Origin of the sequence: Bordetella genomosp. 5 (genome assembly GCF_002261315.1) — a bacterium.
Lineage (GTDB): Bacteria > Pseudomonadota > Gammaproteobacteria > Burkholderiales > Burkholderiaceae_B > Bordetella.
The window spans coordinates 77,170-93,988 of sequence record NZ_NEVP01000005.1; the positions used below are offsets into that span (position 1 = coordinate 77,170).

Annotated in this window: 17 protein-coding genes; 6 read left to right on the forward strand and 11 right to left on the reverse strand. The window is 69.2% G+C overall.

The window, feature by feature from the left end; genetic code table 11:
• Window positions 1–78: 78 nt before the first annotated feature.
• The gene (locus CAL25_RS08640) at window positions 79–543 is read right to left on the reverse strand and encodes a GNAT family N-acetyltransferase (RefSeq protein WP_094799599.1); all 465 of its coding nucleotides are present in this window, start codon (window positions 541–543) and stop codon (window positions 79–81) included.
• Window positions 544–551: 8 nt separating this feature from the next.
• The gene (locus CAL25_RS08645) at window positions 552–1,526 is read right to left on the reverse strand and encodes a DMT family transporter (protein ID WP_094799569.1); all 975 of its coding nucleotides are present in this window, start codon (window positions 1,524–1,526) and stop codon (window positions 552–554) included.
• Between the two features lie 113 nt (window positions 1,527–1,639).
• Between CAL25_RS08645 and CAL25_RS08650 the strand changes: the two genes are divergently transcribed.
• Entirely contained in the window at window positions 1,640–2,107 is a 468-nt protein-coding gene (locus CAL25_RS08650; RefSeq protein WP_094799570.1) for an Lrp/AsnC family transcriptional regulator, read from the forward strand.
• Window positions 2,108–2,181: 74 nt separating this feature from the next.
• Here CAL25_RS08650 and CAL25_RS08655 read toward each other — a convergent pair whose 3' ends face one another.
• The 3 genes from CAL25_RS08655 to CAL25_RS08665 form a co-directional block, all read right to left on the reverse strand.
• Entirely contained in the window at window positions 2,182–2,679 is a 498-nt protein-coding gene (locus CAL25_RS08655; protein ID WP_094799571.1) for a glutathione peroxidase, read from the reverse strand.
• A gap of 110 nt (window positions 2,680–2,789) precedes the next feature.
• Window positions 2,790–3,977 carry a DUF1501 domain-containing protein gene (locus tag CAL25_RS08660; protein WP_094799572.1) on the reverse strand — a complete coding sequence of 396 codons (1,188 nt, stop codon included), beginning with the start codon at window positions 3,975–3,977 and terminating at the stop codon, window positions 2,790–2,792.
• A 64-nt stretch (window positions 3,978–4,041) separates the two neighbouring features.
• Entirely contained in the window at window positions 4,042–5,592 is a 1,551-nt protein-coding gene (locus tag CAL25_RS08665; RefSeq protein ID WP_249278998.1) for a DUF1800 domain-containing protein, read from the reverse strand.
• 179 nt (window positions 5,593–5,771) lie between these two features.
• On the opposite strand from CAL25_RS08665, the gene CAL25_RS08670 reads away from it, so the two are divergent.
• Window positions 5,772–6,110 carry a tetratricopeptide repeat protein gene (locus CAL25_RS08670; protein WP_094799574.1) on the forward strand — a complete coding sequence of 113 codons (339 nt, stop codon included), beginning with the start codon at window positions 5,772–5,774 and terminating at the stop codon, window positions 6,108–6,110.
• A gap of 54 nt (window positions 6,111–6,164) precedes the next feature.
• Here the strand turns inward: CAL25_RS08670 and phrB are convergent, their stop codons facing one another.
• Window positions 6,165–7,595, reverse strand: coding sequence for a deoxyribodipyrimidine photo-lyase (gene phrB / locus CAL25_RS08675; RefSeq protein ID WP_094799575.1), 1,431 nt, complete (start codon window positions 7,593–7,595; stop codon window positions 6,165–6,167).
• A 431-nt stretch (window positions 7,596–8,026) separates the two neighbouring features.
• Between phrB and CAL25_RS08680 the strand changes: the two genes are divergently transcribed.
• Together CAL25_RS08680 and arsC are read left to right on the forward strand one after the other, a co-directional pair.
• Entirely contained in the window at window positions 8,027–9,484 is a 1,458-nt protein-coding gene (locus CAL25_RS08680) for a CoA transferase (protein WP_094799576.1), read from the forward strand.
• Window positions 9,485–9,589: 105 nt separating this feature from the next.
• A complete protein-coding gene (arsC, locus tag CAL25_RS08685) occupies window positions 9,590–9,940 on the forward strand; it encodes an arsenate reductase (glutaredoxin) (protein WP_094799577.1) in 351 nt (116 codons plus the stop codon).
• 144 nt (window positions 9,941–10,084) lie between these two features.
• On the opposite strand, the gene CAL25_RS08690 is transcribed toward arsC, so the two are convergent.
• Window positions 10,085–10,666, reverse strand: a complete 582-nt coding sequence (locus CAL25_RS08690; RefSeq protein ID WP_094799578.1) for a peroxiredoxin — start codon at window positions 10,664–10,666, stop codon at window positions 10,085–10,087.
• Window positions 10,667–10,867: 201 nt separating this feature from the next.
• Here CAL25_RS08690 and CAL25_RS08695 point away from each other — a divergent pair, with 201 nt between their 5' ends.
• Window positions 10,868–11,464 (forward strand): hypothetical protein, encoded by a 597-nt coding sequence (locus tag CAL25_RS08695; protein ID WP_094799579.1) that lies wholly within the window; start codon window positions 10,868–10,870, stop codon window positions 11,462–11,464.
• Window positions 11,465–11,590: 126 nt separating this feature from the next.
• On the opposite strand, the gene CAL25_RS24370 is transcribed toward CAL25_RS08695, so the two are convergent.
• The 3 genes from CAL25_RS24370 to CAL25_RS08710 all read right to left on the reverse strand — a co-directional run bounded on the left by CAL25_RS24370 (window position 11,591) and on the right by CAL25_RS08710 (window position 14,825).
• The gene (locus tag CAL25_RS24370; protein ID WP_249278999.1) at window positions 11,591–13,060 is read right to left on the reverse strand and encodes a YXWGXW repeat-containing protein; all 1,470 of its coding nucleotides are present in this window, start codon (window positions 13,058–13,060) and stop codon (window positions 11,591–11,593) included.
• A gap of 241 nt (window positions 13,061–13,301) precedes the next feature.
• Window positions 13,302–13,709, reverse strand: coding sequence for a DoxX family protein (locus CAL25_RS08705; protein ID WP_094799580.1), 408 nt, complete (start codon window positions 13,707–13,709; stop codon window positions 13,302–13,304).
• A gap of 162 nt (window positions 13,710–13,871) precedes the next feature.
• Window positions 13,872–14,825 (reverse strand): aldo/keto reductase, encoded by a 954-nt coding sequence (locus CAL25_RS08710; RefSeq protein ID WP_094799581.1) that lies wholly within the window; start codon window positions 14,823–14,825, stop codon window positions 13,872–13,874.
• Between the two features lie 406 nt (window positions 14,826–15,231).
• Between CAL25_RS08710 and CAL25_RS08715 the strand changes: the two genes are divergently transcribed.
• Window positions 15,232–15,990 (forward strand): class I SAM-dependent methyltransferase, encoded by a 759-nt coding sequence (locus tag CAL25_RS08715; protein ID WP_249279000.1) that lies wholly within the window; start codon window positions 15,232–15,234, stop codon window positions 15,988–15,990.
• 147 nt (window positions 15,991–16,137) lie between these two features.
• On the opposite strand, the gene CAL25_RS08720 is transcribed toward CAL25_RS08715, so the two are convergent.
• A complete protein-coding gene (locus CAL25_RS08720; RefSeq protein ID WP_094799582.1) occupies window positions 16,138–16,563 on the reverse strand; it encodes a universal stress protein in 426 nt (141 codons plus the stop codon).
• Window positions 16,564–16,819 lie beyond the last annotated feature (256 nt).

Consider the following 16,819-nt stretch of genomic DNA (forward strand, 5'->3'; position numbering starts at 1 on the left):
GGACTCCTGTTGCTGCACGCCGCGTGAGGCGCCGGAATGAAGGGGCCGCGCGCAAGCGGCGCGGCCGATAGGCGGATTCTACAGTTCCAGCTTCATGCCTTCATGGGTGGCGACGAAGCCGAGCGAGGCGTAGAAGCGCTGGGCATCGGCGCGGCGCTTGTCGGTGGTCAGCTGCACCAGCCCGCAACCGCGTTCGCGGCACTGCGCGATGGCCCATTCGAACAGGGCGCGGCCCGTGCCGGCGCCGCGTTCGCTGGCGGCCACGCGCACGCTTTCGATGAGGCCGCGCCACAGGCCTAGCCGCGACAGGCCCGGAATGAAGCTCAGCTGCAGGCAGCCGATCACCTGACCGCCGCGCTCGGCGACGGCCAGGAGCTGGTTGGGATCGGCATCGATGGCGCCGAAGGCGCGCTCGTAGGCCGCGTTCGGCGGCATGGCCGGATCTTCGCGGGTCTGGCCCAGGGTGTCGTCGGCCAGCATGGCGATGATGGCGGGCAGGTCGGCGCGGGTGGCGCGGCGAAACAGCAGGTCGGCTTGGCTCATGCCGGTCATCATAGCCGCGCCGTCACGTTGCGGCGAGGTGCGGCCGCCACCGTGGGCGCCGGGCGGGAGGCCAGCGTGACACCGGCGACCGCGGCGAAGATGGCGGCCACGCCCAGCCACTGCTGCGGATCGAGGCGCTGGCCGAACGCCACGAAATCCACCAGGATCGCCACGGCCGGATAGATGAACGACAGCGCCGCCACCGAGGTGGTCGGCAGCTTCTGGATCGCGCCGTACATCAGGATGTACATCAGCGTGGTGTGCACGAGGCCGAGCGTCACGAGGTAAGCCCAGGGGCCGGCCGTGACGGGCAGGGCGCTCACATCCACGAACGGCGCGAGCGCCACGGCGCCCAGCGTGACCTGCACCAGCGCCAGCAGTTGCGGGCGGATGGCGCGCAGCCGCTTGACCATCAAGGCCGTGAACGCATAGAGCAGCGCCGCGCCCAGGCCGTACAGCGTGCCCAGCAGCAGCTCGTGCCGTTCGGCCGGCGTGCCGTGCCAGGGGAGCACCAGCAGCACACCGGCAAAGGCCAGCACGCTCCAGCCGACGCGCTTCCAGCCGGGCCGCTCGCCCAGCACCAGCGCGCCCAGGCCGATCAGCAGAAAGGGCTGGACGTTGTAGACCGCCGTGGCCAGGGAGATCGACGCGTGGCGGTAGGCGGAGAAGAGCAGCACCCAATTGAGCACCAGCGCGGCGCCGGCGGCCAGCGCCAGCAGCAGCGTGCGCCGCGTGAAGCCGGTGTCGCGCAGCAGACCGGCGCGCCAGCAGTAGAGCGCCAGGCCGAGCGCGCCGAACACGCAGCGCAGCCAGACGACGTTCCATGGACTTTGGCCGGACTCGATGACGAAGAGGCCGATGGTGCCCGAGAGGGTCATGGCCCCCGCCATTTGCCACAGACCGCTCTGGCCCGTGGACGCGGGCGAGCGAGGGGCCGGGGCGGGGCCGGCGGAGGACAGGGAGGGAGAGGAGAAGGTGCGCATGGCGCGGCTCCGGAGTGGGATTTGATGGAAAAATTATCCCAGGCGGAGAAGCGCAGGAGCAGGCATAATTCTCGTTGAATGCCGAGTATTAGCCTTGGTTTTGGAGTTATTTAATGCCTTCCGACCTTGAAAACGAAAATCACATTCTCGACGGCATCGATCGCCGTCTGGTGCAGGCCCTGACGGACCACGCGCGCACCTCGGTCGCCGACCTTGCGCGTCAGGTGGGCATGTCCGCCCCCAGCGTGGCGGACCGGTTGCGCCGCCTCGAGGAGAGCGGCGTGATCCGCCGCTACACGGTCGACATCGACCCGGCGGCGCTCGGCTATGGCCTGACCGCCATCGTGCGCATCCGCCCGTTGCCGGGGCAGTTGCAACGCGTGGAGCGTCTGATTACGGAGATCGAGTCTTTCATCGAGTGCGACAAGGTCACCGGCGACGACTGCTTCGTCGCGCGCCTCGTGCTCCGGTCGATCAGCGAGCTCGACGCCATTCTCGAGCGCGTGACCGAGTTTGCCGAGACCAACACCGCCATCGTGAAGACCTCGCCCATCGCGCGGCGGCTGCCGCCGCTGCGGTAGCGCACGTCGCGCCGTGGGCGCGCCTCTTACCGTCGGTTCGGTGTCGTGCTGCCGGCGCGCCTCTTACCGGCGTGTCACTCGGGCAGCGGCGTGGCCAACGCGGCTTCGATATCCGATTTGAGCGAGGCGGGGGTGTCGGTCGGAGCGTAGCGCTTGAGGACCTGGCCGTCGCGGCCGATCAGGAACTTGGTGAAGTTCCACTTGATGCCTTCGGTGCCGAGCAGGCCGGGCTTCTGTTCTTTGAGCCAGCGGTAGAGCGGGTGGGCATCGGCGCCGTTCACGTCGATCTTGGCGAACAGCGGAAAGCTGATGCCGTATTGCGTTTCGCAGAACTGGCGGATGGCGCCCTCGTCGCCGGGTTCTTGGTGGCCGAATTGATTGCACGGGAATCCCAGCACCGCGAAACCGCGATCCTGGTAGGCGCGATACAGGTCTTCGAGGCCGGTGTATTGCGGCGTGAAGCCGCACTGCGAGGCCACATTGACCACCAGCACGACCTGACCGCGCCAGCGGTCGAGCCCGACATCCTGTCCGGCGAGATCGCGTGCGGTGAATTCATAAAGTGTGGCCATGATGCCTCCAGCGTAAAAGCGGGGCACCCGGTGGGGCATGCCCCGCCTGGGTTCGGACGGGTTCGGCCGCCAGTGTAGCGCCGGGCCGCGCCGCGCGGGAGCGGGCGACGTCACACCAATTGCAGATCCTGCGGCGGTACGCCCGGGAAGATGCGCGCGAGCCGGTCCGGCGCGAGCCCGTAGAGCCGCCCGAAGAGCCCGCCGAACAACGCCCGGTAGTCGTTGAGCACCGGATAGTCGCGATCCTGGTGCAAGGTCTTTTGCGCCACCTCGATCTGGCGGCCGGCAAGGCGGCCGCCGCGCACGTTGCCGCCCAGCACCCAATAGACGCTGCCGTGGCCGTGGTCGGTGCCCTTGTTGCCGTTTTCGCGGAAGGTCCGCCCGAATTCGCTGATGACGACCACGGTCGTCTGCTTCCAGGCCGGCCCCATGGCGTCGGCATACGCGACGAGCGCGCGGCCCAGTTGGCCGAGCTTGGTGGCGAGGACGCCCTGCGCGCCGCCCTGGCCGACGTGGGTGTCCCAACCGCCTACATCGACGAAGCCCACGTTGTAGCGCTCGGCCATGAAGCGGCCGATGCGGCGCGCCTCCTGTTCGAGCTTTTCGGTGGAGACCGACTTGCCGTTGGCCTCGGCGAGCTCCTTGGCCAGGGCCTGGCGCGTGTCGCCCATCACCTGCATGCCTTCGCGCACCGCGGCGTCAAGATCGGTGCCCTGGTACATCTGCGCGATCGCGCGATTGCGGTCGTCGTCCAGGCGGGATTTGCGGTTGGCGCCACCGAGATCGATGTTGGGCACGCGCGCATTGCCGCGAAAGATCTGCGGCACGTCTTCGGTGAACGCGGCTGCGGGCACCGGCCCCCCGAGCTCGGTGACCAGGCGGTTGAGAAAGCCCGAGTTGGCCGCGCCGCCCGCGTCGGCACCGCGTCCCAGCTCGATGCGATTCTGTGTTTCGAAATGGCTGCGGCTGGTGTCGTCGGTGCCCGCGAACGGCACGAATGCCAGCGACTTGTCGCGATAGAGCGGAAGCAGGCTTTGCTCGAGCGCCGGGTGCAGGCCCCAGCCGTCGGCCAACGCGATCGCGCCGTTGCGCTCGCCCGGACGCGGGATGGCGATGGTGGGCCGCGACTCGTAATAAAAGTCGCTGTTTACGGGCACCAGCAGGTTGGCCGCATCGTAGGCGCCACGCATGAACACCACCAGCAGGCGCTGATCGGTGGCGGGGGCGGCCAGCAGCCGCGTGGCGTGCCACGTGAGGGGCAGGGCGAGTGCCCATTTGAGAAGGTCGCGGCGATGCATGGAATCTCCCGGTCGGCGGTCAGGCGGGCCTGCGCGGTAGCGGCGCGCGGCAGCGGCGTGCGCGCTAGCGGCGCATGAACTCCGGCGCCGCCAGCACGTAAGTGTTGGCGTCGCGCAGGTTGCGGGTGTCGGTGATGGCCTCGCGCGAGGCGGGCGACCACTGGGCGAAGGGGCCGTCCTGGCCATAGGCCTGGGCCAGACGCGGCAGCGGTGCGAGCTCGGGCTTGGGCTCGCCCTTGCGTTGATAGAACGTGGCCGGCACGGCGGCCACCGCGCGCGCGGCCTCGAAGCGCGTGGTCATCTGCCCCGAGCCGGACCAGTCGGTCTGCATCATGGGCCAGCCATCGGGTGTCAGGCGTTGATAGAGCGGCTGGCCCATGCGGTCGAGCCAGGCCACCACGGCCTCGGGATGGCGGATCGGCTCGCGATCGGCATAGGCCAGCCGCACGGCCGAGATCATGTAGTGCGTGGGGTCCTTGAACTTGCCTGTCTCGAGCGAGGCGGTGAAGGCGTCGGAGTCGATCATGGTGCGCAGCACTTCGGCGATGTCGCCATCGGTGCGCTGCCAGGTTTGCACCATGGCGTCGATGAGTGCCTTGCGCGGCGTATCCGACACGAAGTACACGGCCAGCTTGGTGCTGACGTGCCGCGCGGTGGCGGGGTGGCGGGCCAGCAGGTCCAGCGCGGTCTCGACCTCGGGCCATCCGCCACCGCGGATCGTCTTGCCCAGCAGCACTTTGTCGCCGGCGTCGTGACGCTGCGGGTTGAACGCGAACAGGCCGTCTTCCACCACGCGATCACGCAGGGCCGCGCGCACCTTCAAGGGCTGGTCGGTCTGGTTCAGCCCGACGCCGGTCAGCACGCGCGCGAGCTCCTGCACGTCTTTCTGGCTGTAGCCGCCATGAACGCCCAGCGTGTGCAGCTCCAGCAACTCGCGCGCGTAGTTCTCGTTGATCGCGCCGTCGGTGTTGCGGATGTTGTCCAGGTAGATGAGCATGGCGGGCGACATCGCGGTGGCGCGCAACAAGTCGCTGAACTTGCCCAGCGCATGGGCGCGGATCGTGCGGTCTTCGTAATCGGCCAGCACGGTCCCGACGTTGGCCTTGCCCGCATAGACGCTGAAATGGTTCATCCAGAACCACGTCAGTTGCTCCTGCAACTGATTGGGCGAATACAGCGCGAGCCAGACGGCCCGCGCCTGCGTCTGCGCCGCGCGCTCGCGGCCATAGTTGCGATTCTCGCGGCGTGCCGCGAGCTTGTCGTCCGGATCCTGGATCTCCTGCACCTCGGCATTGCGCGCACGCTGCGTCAGCACCGCCTCGCGTGCGTCCACCTTGCTGATCGGCATGGCCGCGATCTGCGCAGCCACGTAGGCCGGCAGGGCGGGTCGGGCGGCCGGCGCCAGCTGGGCGTCTCGCCACGCGGGCCAGCCCATCTGGCGCGCACGTTCGAGCTCGGCCGGCGTGCTGCCCCAGGTGAGGCGGTCGACCCGCGCGGCCAGGTCGGCGGGCGCGACGGATTCCGCTGCCAGCACGGCGCTCTGCGCGAGCGCGGCGGCGGCAAGAAGGAGCAGCGCGGCGGCGCGCTTGAACAGATGCGGGTGGCGGTGGAGCACGAGCGGTTTCCAGGGACGACTGTGGTTCTGGACCGCACTATCGCTCAAGAATTCCGCGATTTGCGTGGCGGGAAACGCTCCGACACACATGGTTTTTCCCTGTCTGAAGCGCTTGCGCACCTATCATCATGGGATCGGTCACGCGCGTACGCGCGGGCAGCACGGAGGAAAAAGCGGCTATGGCGGAGATGATCGCGCGCCTGAGCGCCATGTTGGCGCAGGGACAGGACAACATGTTGTTGCGTTTCACGCTGGGCAAAACCTATGCCGAGCAGGAGCAATACGCCGAGGCCGTCACGCATTTGCGGGCGGCCCTGGGGTTCGATGCGACGTATTCGGTGGCCTGGAAGTGGCTCGGGCGCGCCTTGCTGGCGCAGGGCGATGCGGCGGGCGCGCGCGAGGCCTGGGAGCAGGGCGCGCGCTGCGCCAGCGAGCGCGGCGACAAGCAGGTGGAAAAAGAGATCGGCGTGTTTCTGCGCCGGCTGGACAAGGCGGCCTCGGAAACGCCGGGCAGCTGAGCCTGGGGCGGCGCGCGCCCGAGCGCGGGCCCACGGCCCGGCACGCCGGGCCGCTCAGGTCGGCAGCGCGCGCGGCAGGGCGGCGAACGCCTCGATGGCGCGCTGGCGGCTGCTCTTGAGATCGACGATGGCCTCGGGGTAGCCAGTCGCGCGGCGTTGGGCCGCGCTGGGCTCGTGCAGGCTGTCGTTGTCGAGGTCGGCCAGCTCCGGCAGCCAGCGGCGCAAGAACACGCCCTGCGGATCGAACTTGCGCGACTGCGATACCGGGTTGAACACGCGGAAGTAGGGCGCGGCGTCCGCGCCCGTGGACGCGCTCCATTGCCAGCCGCCGTTGTTCGCGGCGAGCTCGCCGTCGATCAGGTGAGCCATGAACCAGGCCTCGCCCTGGCGCCAGTCGATCAACAGATTCTTGGTGAGAAACATCGCCGTGACCATGCGCAGGCGATTGTGCATCCAGCCCGTCGCGAGCAACTGGCGCTGCGCGGCATCGACGATCGGGATGCCGGTGCGCCCGGTCTGCCAGGCGGCGAGATCGTCGGGGGCGTCGCGCCACTGCAGATACACCGTCTCGGGGCGCATCGGCTGATGCATCGAGAGGCCGGGCGATGCGGCGAGCAGGTGCTGGTAGAACTCGCGCCACAGCAGCTCGGTGATCCACGTGCGCGGTCCGATCCCGCCGCTGTCGATCTCGCCCTGATTGGCCGACAGCGCGGCGCGCAGGCATTGCGCGGGCGACAGCACCCCGGCCGCCAGATAAGGCGAGAGCATGCTGGTACCGCGTTGCGCCGGGAAGTCACGCGCGTCGTGATACTCGGCGATCTCGCCATCGAGAAACGCGCGCAGGCGCTCGTGCGCGGCGTCCTCGCCCGCCGGCCACTGCGTGCGCAAGGCCTCGTCGGGCGTGTCGTAGCCGTCGAAGGACGCGGGCAGCGGATCACTGCGCAGGCCCGCCTGGGGCTGAGCACGCGGTGCCCGCACGGCCTGCGGCATGGCGCCCTGCAGGCGCGCGCGGCAGGACTTCGCGTAGGGCGTGAACACTTTGTAGGTGTCGCCCTTGCCGGTGAGCACGCTGCCGGGTAGCAGCAGCGTGCCGCCGTGATGCAGGGTGAAGTCGATGCCTGCGTCGGCCAGGGCCTCGGCGGTCGCCGCATCGCGGCGCTGCTCGTTGATGCCCCACTCGGCGTTGGCATGGACGGCCGCGATGTCGTGGTCGCGGCACCAGCGCGCCAGCGCCTCGGGTGCCTCGCCCCAATCCGCGACGGGCAGCAGCGCGAGCGCGATGTTGCGTTCGGCCAGACTGGCCTGCAAAGCGCGCAGGTTGCGCAGCCAGAAGTCGACCTTGACCGCGGCGTCGCCGTGCGAGCGCCACTGCGCGGGCGCCGGCATGAAGAGCGCCGTGACGGTCCCCCCTTCGGCCGCGGCGGCGAGGGCGGGGTTGTCGTGCAGGCGCAGGTCGGTGCGCAGCCAGGCCAGGGTGTGCGTCATGGAGTCTGATCGGTACGATGTTCATGCCAACGCGTCATGCGGCAGGGCCCGGGGGGCCGTCCGACATGCGCGGCGATCCGGCATTCTACGTGGATGAGCACTCCCCCGGACAGCCGCGATGGTGCGCTGCACGATGCCCGCGCCGCAGGTTCCGCGCAGCGTGGTTTCGTGTAAAACGTGAGTGAAGTTGTGACCAAAGCACGAGCGGTAGCATCTCCGCAACGTCGGTCCGGCCGCGCGCCGGGTCCGGTGCAAGACCGCGCCAGTGCTGGCTCGCCGCCCCGCCAGCGAGCAATGGCGCGGCCTGGCAGGCACCTCCAACGCGTCAAACCGTGAAACACCGTGGCGCGGCGGGTTTCTTGACGCCTGGCGACCCGGAGTTCTGTAATCCAGGTGCTGGAAAAGTGAGAACGACGCGTGGAACGAAGGCTATGGGAAATTTGATGGATTTGCGCTCCCCCTTTTCGCGGGGACAAGCGAAAACCAACTCGACGGGCAAGACGGCACTGCACGCCCTGCAGAACATCTGGCGTGGCGCCGATCTTCCGGATGAGTCGCTGGAGCACGTGGTGCTTCGCGGCACGGAGCCCGTGTTGCCCTCGTCGTTCGCGGTGGGCACCGCGGCGCAGGCCAGCATCGCCGCGGCTGCGCTGGCGGCCGCCGAGATCTGGCATCTGCGCGGCAAGCCGCGCCAGACCGTCTCCCTGGACATGCTGCATGCCGCCCAGGAGTGCCGCAGCCACTTCCTGATCAATGGCATCGCGCCCAATATCTGGGATCCGATCACGGGCGTCTATCCCTGTGGCGATGGCGGATGGGTCCGAATTCATGCCAATTTCGCGCATCATCGTGACGGCGCACTGGCCTTGCTGGGCTGCGCGCCGGGCGATGGCTCCACGCGTGCCACCGTAGAGCAGGCGCTCACCCGTTGGCGCGCGTTCGATTTCGAGCAAGTGGCCGCCGACGCGGGGCTCGCGGTCGCGGCCATGCGCAGCTTCGACGAGTGGGACGCCCATCCGCAGTCGCTGGCGCTGGCGTCCGAACCGCTGGTCGCCATCGAGCGCATCGGTGACGCCGACCCGCGGCCGTTGCCCAAGTACGGCCACGAGGCCCGCCCGCTGCAGGGTATCCGCGTGCTCGACCTCACCCGCATCATCGCGGGCCCGGTCTGCGGCCGCGCACTGGCCGCCTACGGCGCGGACGTGATGCTGGTGAATTCGCCGCATCTGCCGAACATCGACAACATCATCGACACCAGCCGCGGCAAGCTTTCGGTGCATGCCGACCTCGAGACCGCCGATGGCCGGATCGCCTTGGGCAATCTGCTGCGCAGCGCGCATGTCTTCGTGCAGGGCTATCGCCCCGGTGGCATGGCCGCGCTCGGATTCGGTCCCGAAGAAGTGGCCCGCATCCGGCCCGGCGCGGTCTACGTGTCCTTGTCGGCTTACGGCTCCCAGGGTCCGTGGTCGGCGCGGCGCGGATTCGATTCGCTGGTGCAGACCGCGACGGGCTTCAATCACGCCGAAGCGCAGGCAGCCGGACAGGCGCAGCCCAAGCCGCTGCCGGTGCAGATCCTCGACCACGCGAGCGGGTATTTGATGGCGTTCGGTGCGCTGGCCGCGCTGGCGCGTCAGAGCACCGAAGGCGGCAGCTGGCATGTGCGCGTGTCGCTCGCCCGCACCGCCGCGTGGCTGCGCAGCCTGGGCCGCGTGGCGGACGGGCTTGCCTGTCCCTTGCCCGATATCGAAGGCCTGCTCGACACCGAGACCTCGGGCTTCGGCTCGCTGCGCGCGGTGCGTCATGCCGCGCAATTCTCGGCCACGCCGGCACGCTGGACGCGGCCCTCGGTGCCGCCCGGCACCCATCCGACGGTATGGCCGTTCAACTGAAGGGGTAAGGCACCGGCCGGCGCGCGGCCGGGGTAGACTGGGCGCTTGTTTCAGCAAGCCGCGCGGCGCGCTTCGGCAGCACCGTGCAACCTCTGAGGAGCCCTCATGTCCGCCACCATCTATCACAACCCGCGTTGCAGTACCTCGCGCAACGTGTTGCAGGCCCTGCGGGACGCGGGGATCGAACCCACCATCATCGAGTATCTCAAGACGCCGCCGTCGCGTCCCACGCTGGCCGGGCTGATTCAGCAGTCGGGGCTGTCCGTGCGCGAGGCCGTGCGCAGCAAAGAGTCGCTTTACGACGTGCTCGGCCTGGGCGAGCCCGGTGTCGACGACGAAGCCTTGCTCGACGCGATGGTCGAGAACCCCATCCTGATCAACCGCCCGTTCGTCGTGACCGAGCGCGGCGCGCGCCTGTGCCGCCCGGCCGAGCGGGTGCAGGAAATCCTGCCCTGAGCGACGCGCCGCGGCCGGGTCGTGGTCCGCAACGCAAGGGCCCCGCGCAAGCGGGGCCATTTTTTTGTGAACGGGTCGCGCGGGTCCGTTGCGCCTGCAACGATCCGCACAGGTCCCGGCACGTGGCCGGGACCGGACGCGCGCTCAGGACGGCTGCTTCGCCTTCCAGTCCTGCACGGCCTTGAGCGTGTTGGTCACGTGGTGCTCGAAGTTGCTGTCGGTATGGCTGTACACGATCTCGCCCTTGGGCGAGATGACGTACGAGGTGCGCTTGGAGCGCGCGGGGTCGCGGCTGGAGGTGACTTCGTAGGCCTTGATGATGTCGGCGGTGCCCGCGGCCACGGGAAACTTGCCACCGCACTCGCTGACCGAGAATTTCTGCAGCGTCTGGATGTCGTCGCCCGATACGCCGACCACGCTGGCCCCGAGCGCCTTGTACTGATCGATGGCCTCGGCGAACGCGCGCGCCTCGAGCGAGCAGCCCTGGGTGAACGCCGCGGGGTAGAAGTAGAGGACCACGGGGCCGTCGCGCAACGCCGCGCCGAGGTCGTAGCGGAACACCTTGCCGGCGAGGGCCGCTTCGGTGGAGAACGTGGGGGCCTTGGCGCCCGCCGGCAGCTCGGCATGCGCCGCGCCGGAAAGCGATAGGGCGGTCAGCGCGGTGCTCAGCGCCAGACCATGCAAGACGCGCAGGCCGCGCAGTTTGCCGAAAGAAAAGACGGACATGAAGGACTCCTGGCGGCCCGTGCGGCAGGGGTTTCTGTCGCAATCCTCGCAGGCCTTGCGTTAATTTATAGACAGATGTTTCTCCGGTCCAGTTACGCGCCGATCCCGTACACATTCGTTTACGTGGGCCCGTTGACCGGTGCGTGCCGATCAGGGAGTCTGAGGGGGTCTAAACCGCGTCATCACGGCAAGGAGGATGTCATGAACCAACTCGAACAATCGCGTGTCCGTCCGCTGTCCCGTATCTTGTCCCGCCCGGTGCTGGCCGCGAGCCTGACCGCCGCCATGGTGTTCGGCGCTGGCGCCGCGCACGCGCAGGGCTGGCAGCCGCCGGCCCCTGGCGCCGCCACGCCCACGCAGACGTACCAGACGCCGCCGGCCCAGCAGCCTGGCTATCAGACGCCGGCCCCGCAGCCGGGCTATCAGAATGCGCCGGCCGCGCCCCAACCCGGCTACCAGACGCCCCCTCCGGCGCCGCAGCCGGGTTACCAGACCCCGCCGCCCCGCCCGGGCTATCAGACTCCGCCGCCGCCTCCGGCTGGCGCGGCCGCACCGATGGGCGCCCCCGCGCCGGCGCCGGTGGCCTTGCCGGGCGATCCGCCGCAATGGCACCGCGAGGACGTGACGCCCAAGCAGCGCTACGAAACCAAGCGCAAGGAAGCCGTGAATGGCTACGATGAGTCGCGCAAGCAGTGCCGCGCGATGGGCGCTGCCGAGCGCAAGGGTTGCGAGGCCGAAGCGCGCCGCAACTACAACGACGATCTCGCCGCTGCAAAGCGTGAGCTCGACGGCAAGTAATCGCGGCGGCTTGCGCGGCCCGCGCTGACGACCCTGCGCCCGCGACGGCCGGGGTTGTGCAGTTGGTTGCGCATGCAACCAAAAGAGAAAAGGCATCGGATCCTCCGATGCCTTTTTTCGTCAGGCTCAGCCGCGATCGGAGCGGGGGCCGCCGCCACCGCCACCGCCACCGCCGCCACCGCCCCGATCTCCGCCTCCGCCCCCGCGACCGCCGCCGTCGCCGCGATCATTGCCGCGAGGCGCTGCGCGCTCCGGGCCGCGCTGTTGCTGCGGCTGTCCGGCGTTGGGGTTTTGGGGCCGCGCCTCGCGCTGGGGAGGCGGACGGCTTTCGCGTTGCGGCGGCCGCTCGGCCTGGGGCCGTCCGGAACCTCCGCCGGCGCCGGGCTGGCCACCGTCCGGCCGGGGGCGCGACGGCCGGGCCGCGTCAGGCCGCGCCACGTCAGGCCGGGCCGCGCCAGGCCGCCCCGTGTCGGGACGGCCCTGGCCCGGGCGGTTGTCGGGCCCACGCCCCGTTTCCGGTCGCGTGGGCGAGGGCGTCGGCGCGGGCCGCGAGAAGCCGGGGTGCCCGTTGGGCAGCGGCGGCTGCGGCCGCGGCGTGAGTTGTCCGCCGTCGGGGCGATTGGGGTTGGGCCGTAGCTGGCCGTTGTCGGGACGATTCGGATTGGGGGTGAGGTTGTCGCGATCCGGGCGCTGCGGGTTCGGACGCGTGCTCCATTCCTGTCCCGGGCGGCCGCCTTGCGCGACATTGCCGCGGCCAGGCTGCCCGTCGTCCCAACGCCGTCCGTCGCGGGGGCCGCCGATCGGCCGGTCGTCGGCCATGCGCGCCGGCCCGTTGCCATGACCGTAGCGCTGGCCGCGTTCGTTGCCGGCCCAGCGCGCGTGATCGAACTGCGCCTGCGTGGGCGGGCGGTGGCGCTCGTTGCGCGCGGCAAGCTCCTGCGGGCTCGGCGCGCGCTGGATGCCGCGCGGGCCGCCGTGATAGCTGATGCGGCCGCGGTCGTAGTCGTGCACGTCGATACGGCGATCGTAGACGTACTTCACGCGGGTGACGTTGACCATGGTGACGGCGCGGTTGTAGTAGAAGCGGTCCGCGTTCCAGTAGCCGCCCACGTAGCCGAAGCCGAGGTAGCCATAGCCGTAGTTGATGCCGCCATAGAAGCCCACGTGAGGACCCCAGTAGCCGGGGTTCCAGCGGTAGTAGCTGGTGTCGTAGGCCCAGTATCCCGGGGTCCAGAGCGCGCCGGCATACGGCGCGATGACCCAGGCGCCGGGCACCCAGTAAAAGCCGATGGCATTGCGGGCCCAGTAACCGGGCACCCAGATATAGCCATCTCCCGGCACCGGAGGCTGCTGATAGGCCGGCAGCGGCGGCGGGGCTTCCTGAGAGATGGACACCGGCGCCATGTTGGCGGTGGCCGGATCGGTGCCCTGAGCCGCGGGGTAGGCGGCGTCGTAAGCGGGATCGTAGCCGGGCGCATAGGCGGGATCGGCAACCTGGGCCTGCGCGCAGGCCGCCAGCAGGGGCAGGACGAGCGGCAAGGCCAGCCGGCCGGCGTGGCGGGGCAGCGCGAGCGGGGAAAGACGAGGGTTCTTCATGGTGCGGGTCCGGGTGGCGCGCCGGCAGGCGGCGCCGAGTCTGGATGCTTCCATTAGGCCACCGTGCGCGGGCCGCGTGCATCGATGTAATGGATGAGAAACACCTTTAATCGGTGACTGGCATTGACAATTGTTGCAGCGGCGGCCGACGCGCGACGCCGGTGCGGCTCTCCTGCGCATCGACGGCGCGCATAAAAAAACCGGCCGGCGCTCGCGCACCGGCCGGTTGTCCAAGCCAGGATCAGTTCCAGCGGCCGCCGGAGCCGGCGAGGCTGAAGCGGCCCGCGCCCATGAACATCAGCGCCAGCGCCGTGAACAGGAACATGCCCTGCAGCTCGATCTGCCAGCCGCCGGTCTGGGCGTTGAGCGCCGCGATCTGATGGCTGTGGGCCAGCAGGATCGCAACCACCATGTTGACGGCGATGATGAGCGCGCCGAGGCGCGTGTAGATGCCCAGGATGATGAGCAGGGGGCCAACGATTTCGCCCACATAGGCGCCGTAGGCCAGGAAGGCAGGCAGGCCGTGCTGCGAGAGCATGCCGGCGATGCCGCCCACGCCGCTGCTCAGTTTGAACAGGCCATGCAGCAGGATCAGGATGCCCAGGGCGAGACGCAGGATCAGCTTGCCAGTGTCGTCGGATTTAATCATGGTAGGAACTCGGCTAGTAGAGGTGTTAGAGATCTGACGCGGGACGGGACAGTGTCGGGCGCAAGAGCGCGAGTCAGAGCCGGGCCTGGGTCGGAAAGTTCCGCGAAAAGCGGCTCATTATTGCAAATTCCGCGCAAGTGGAATAGCTATACCGAGGGATGGCTAACGTAGCGCTTCCAACTTGTCTTTCCACCAGCCGGGCTCCGGAATCGTGCCGCTGCCCGCCGCCAGGTTGTCGCGCATGTGGCGCACACGCGCGGTGCCCGGAATGGCACAGGTCACGGCGGGCTGCGACAACACGAATTTCAGCAGCACCTGGGCCCAGGAGCCCGCGCCGATCTCGCCGGCCCAGCCGGGCAGCGGCCGGTCCGCCAGGCGGCGCAGCAGGCCGCCGCCCCCGAACGGGCGGTTGATGATGACCGCCACGCCGCGCTCCGCGGCGAGCGGCAGGATGCGTCGCGCCGCCTCCCGGTCGTCGGCGGCGTAATTGATCTGCAGAAAGTCGAGCTTTTCCTGGCGCAGCACCGCCTCCACCTGATCGTAGGCGCTCGAGGTGTAGTGCGTGATGCCGAGATAGCGGATGCGGCCGTCGGCCTGCCACTGCCGCAGTTGCGGCAGATGGGTGCGCCAGTCCAGCAGGTTGTGGATCTGCATGAGATCGATGTGATCGGTGCGCAGCAGCCGGAACGAGTCTTCCATCTGGGCGATGCCCGCGGCCCGGCCACTGGTCCAGACCTTGGTGGCGAGAAAGGTGCGGTCACGCAGGCCCAGGCGCTGCACGATCTCGCCGGTGACGGCTTCGGCGCGCCCGTACATCGGCGAGCTGTCGAGCACCGACCCGCCGCCGTCGACCAGCGCACGGACCACGCCGTCGAGCTCGCCACCCGCGGCCTTGCCCTCGGCGGCATCGAAGCCGATGTAGGTGCCGCAGCCGATGACGGGAAGCAACGCGCCGCTCGACGGGATCCTGCGCCGCGCGAGCGCGGAGGCGGACTGCCCGTGCGCCGGCAGCACACGCGTACCCGCGGCGACGGCGCAGGCGGCGAGGCCGGCGCGCAGCAGGCGGGCGCGAGCCGGATTGGACGGCGCGTCGGCGGGGGCAGGGCGAAGGGACATGCGTACTCCTATAGGACGGCCAGTGGGCGGCGGCAGCCTGCGCCACCCCGGCGGTGCGGGCCGCGGCCACGGCGGGTGCGCACGGTGCGGCCGCGCGCGGCGCTCAGCGCAGTAGATCACGGGGGCCGCACGCTTGCCCATCCCCCAGGGCTGGCGGACTGTGCGCCAGCGGTGGCGGCTGCCGTCGAAGCCCGGGCCTGTCGTACCTGGCGCCCGGGAAGCGTCCGATCGTTTTGATGCGAGACTTAGGGATTACGCTCGAATGGTAAGCGCGGCGGGGGCGGGGGGTAGCGTGCGTAACAGGTCTGGGGCACCATGTGGCCCGCGCGATCCGCACGGGATGCGCAGCGGGGCCGGCGATCCGGGCCCGCTCAACCCTCCGCCACCCGAGAGCCTGTCAGACCCGATGTCGTCTTCGTCTTCATCCTCGTTTGCCTCGACCCATCACGACGCCGGTGGCCGCCACAAGATCAAGCCGTACCATGCGACGGTGTTGTCCATCCTCGGCGAGATGGGCGCGCAACGGGTGCTCGATGCACCGTGCGGCCAAGGCTGGCTCGGCCAGGCGCTCAAGCAGCAGGGGCGCTCGCTGCACCTCGACGGCCTGGGGCTGTGGGAGTTTCCGGAAGCCGATGACGGCTACGCCAGCGCCCGCGAGCACGACCTCGACACGCCGCTGCCGTCGAACTGCCAGCAGTACGACGCCGTGGTCTGCGGCGAAGCCTTGCATCTGGTGCGCAATCCGGGGCTGTTGCTCGATGGTTTCGTGCAAGCGGTACGGCCCGGCGGCAGGATCATCATCACGACGCCGAATACCTGGAATCTGGCCAGCCGGCTGCAGTATTTCCTGCGCGGCTATCACTCGGGATTCCGCCCGTGCGTCGGGCTGAAGCGCGGCGACTATATCCCGTACTTTCCGTTTTCGTTCCCGCAGCTGCACCTGTTCCTGGATAGCGCCGGCCTGCAGGATATCCAGCTGCACGAGGTGAACGAACCCAAGCCGCGCCGCATGCGCGAACGGCTGCTGGCACTGCCGGCCAAGATGTACCTGTCCGGACGCCGCCGGCGCGCGGCCGACGCATACGAGCGCGATTACTGGACCCAGGCCGCGCGCGACCAGGCGCTGCACGGGCGTTGGCTCGTGATGTCAGGGAAAAAAGGGTAAACAAAAAGGGTTAGGGCCCCCACGCTGCGCCTTCGGCTTGCTGCCCCCCCCGGGGGGCGTTTTGTATGGCCTGGCTGAAAATAGCCCCGGCCGCGCCGATCCCGCGCGTGCCGGGGCTGTGCGCATCGTCGCGATGCGCGCGGCTGTTTACTTGATGAGGGTGACCGGCACTTCGGCCACGTGGATCACCTTGCGCGCCACGGAGCCGAGCACCAGGCCGGCGACGGCGCCCAGGCCGCGCGTGCCCATCACGATGCGGTCGCAGCCGTGTTCTTTGGCGGCGGTGGCGATGGTTTCGCCCAGCTGGCCGCTGCGCATTTCCGATTTGTACGACACGCCGCTCGCCTCGGCGCGCTTGACGGCTTCTTCGAGCGCGGTCTTGGCCTCGGCGGCGTAGTACTCGTCGATCTCGTTATTGCGCAGGAACATCTTGGCGTGGCCGGACACGATGGGCACCTGCACGTTGAGCAGGTAGAGCTCGGCGCTGGCACTGTCTTTCGCCATGGCGATGGCGTTGTCGAGCGCTCGCAGGGAGCAGTCCGAACCGTCGATGGGAACCAGGATCTTGAGCATGATGGTCTCTTCCTTAGTATGCGGCGGGGTCGCCGGCGGGCGCCCCGTGCGCCTGCCTCCCCGCTCGTAACCCGCAAGTCCAGGATAGCAAAGTAGAAAGTTCGTGCCTTGCGCACGATCAAATAGTGTGTATCGGCATGTCGCGAGCCTTTCCGAGGCGTGCCCCGCGGGCCCGAACGGCCTCGGGAACGCGGTTTCGGCACACTGCTTGCGGCGCGTTTGATACAGATCAATGAATCGACCGGGCGGTCGGATT